Source organism: Mycobacterium sp. IDUB_37 (genome assembly GCF_055419245.1).
Map to the genome: position 1 here is coordinate 1 of NZ_JBVAXG010000026.1, position 1548 is coordinate 1548.

The 1548-nt window shown below is 63.6% G+C and carries 2 protein-coding genes and 1 pseudogene; 1 reads left to right on the forward strand and 2 read right to left on the reverse strand.

Annotated features, from left to right (window positions below):
* Positions 1–324, reverse strand: a pseudogene (locus ACZY1I_RS32120) (hypothetical protein); the annotation flags it as partial.
* A 38-nt stretch (positions 325–362) separates the two neighbouring features.
* Complete coding sequence (locus ACZY1I_RS32125; protein ID WP_463761693.1) at positions 363–782, reverse strand: Hsp20/alpha crystallin family protein; 420 nt, start codon at positions 780–782, stop codon at positions 363–365.
* Positions 783–925: 143 nt separating this feature from the next.
* Here ACZY1I_RS32125 and ACZY1I_RS32130 point away from each other — a divergent pair, with 143 nt between their 5' ends.
* Positions 926–1228 (forward strand): MerR family transcriptional regulator, encoded by a 303-nt coding sequence (locus ACZY1I_RS32130; protein ID WP_463761694.1) that lies wholly within the window; start codon positions 926–928, stop codon positions 1226–1228.
* Positions 1229–1548 lie beyond the last annotated feature (320 nt).

A 1548-nucleotide genomic window follows, 5' to 3' on the forward strand; every position in this document is an offset into this window, starting at 1 on the left:
GTTGGGAGGTTGGTGGGTTGGTCGCCGGGTCGGTGGTTTGCGGGCCGGAGGGCTGCGTTGGGTGGCTCGCACGGGTCGCACCAGTATGAGCCGACACCGTGGCGGTGCGGGCCAAGACCGACCAGCCGACCGGGGCCCGGTCAGGGCGCGCCCGGTGGCTGGTGGTGCCGGTGGGCGAGGGGCAGGGGCGAGTGCGGCGCACAGGATGGCGTCGACCTCAGCGAACAGCGCGACGACGTCGGGATCAAGGCACACCACGTGTTGCCAGGCGCTGTCGAGGGTGCGATCACCCACCGGCGCGGCCATGATCTCTAGAGGTGTCATCGCGGCTACTCCTTGCCTCGCTCGCTAGGACCGGCCGATCAGGCGTTAATGACCTGGTGCCCGTTGCGGTGACCGACAGCGATCTTGCGGGGTTTGGCTTTCTCGGCCACTGGGATCCGCAACTGCAGCACGCCGCTGTCGTAGGTGGCGGCGATGTTGTCGGTGTCGAGGTTGTCTCCCAGGACCAACTGCCGGCTAAAGATCCCGCGGGGCCGCTCGGTGGCCAGCATTTCCCGGCCAGGGTCGATATCGGGACGCTCGGCGCGAACAGTCACGACGTTGCGCTCGATGTCGAGGTCCAACGATTCGCCATCGATTCCCGGTAGGTCGAACTCGACGACGAATTCTTCACCCTCGCGCCAAGCATCCATCGGCATCACCGCCGGACGCGCCGCAGTTCCTGAAACCTGCTGGGTGAAGCGATCGAGATCACGGAACGGATCGGTTCGCATCAGCATGGTCGCCACCTCCAACACTCCAATCTGGTGTCATCTCATCTGCACTGTTTATCTATGCCATCAGGCATACATTTGATATATCATCTCACATGGATGTTCGCAAGCATTAGCCAGATATTTCCGATGGTGATAAGGGTAGATGTATGAGTGATCCTGGGCGGGGCGATCCCCGGCCCCCGCCAGGGCGGGGTGTCTACGGCATCACAGTGGCTGCCGAACTATCCGGCGCCGCCATTCAGTCGATACGGCTCTGGGAGCGCCGTGGCCTGCTGGCCCCGGCCCGAACCGACGGAGGTACCCGCCGCTACAGCGCCGATGACCTGCACCGGATCAGACGTATCACTGATCTGGTGTCCGGCGGGGTCAATATCGCCGGCATCACCCGCATCCTGGAACTCGAAGACGCCAACGCAGTACTGCGAGGCAAACCTCTAGGCGGCAATTGAGTATCAGGCGGCGCAAGTCGGGGACCGGACCAGTCCGACAAAAGCAAACATGACCAGCTGAAGTAGAGGAGGACTCCACGATGTTGCAACAACTGCCGACGCGCCGGCCCCGATCCTCGACACCCATCGCAGACACACCCGAACCAGCGCGAACCCGAGAGGACCGGGCACGACGTAACCACAGCTCGGCAACTCTGCGCGACACCCCCGCATCGCAGACCCGTGCATACCCAACTAGAGGTGCGCACAGAGACAACGGTGACCTCACCACTCAACCGAGCGCAGCCACGGACTACATCCCCGCCACCGTGCAAGCACTG

What these genes read in the sequence shown, in the direction of transcription:
- ACZY1I_RS32125 (WP_463761693.1), bottom strand. Translation starts at nt 782, where the DNA reads ATGCTGATGCGAACCGATCCGTTCCGTGATCTCGATCGCTTCACCCAG.
- ACZY1I_RS32130 (WP_463761694.1), top strand. Translation starts at nt 926, where the DNA reads ATGAGTGATCCTGGGCGGGGCGATCCCCGGCCCCCGCCAGGGCGGGGT.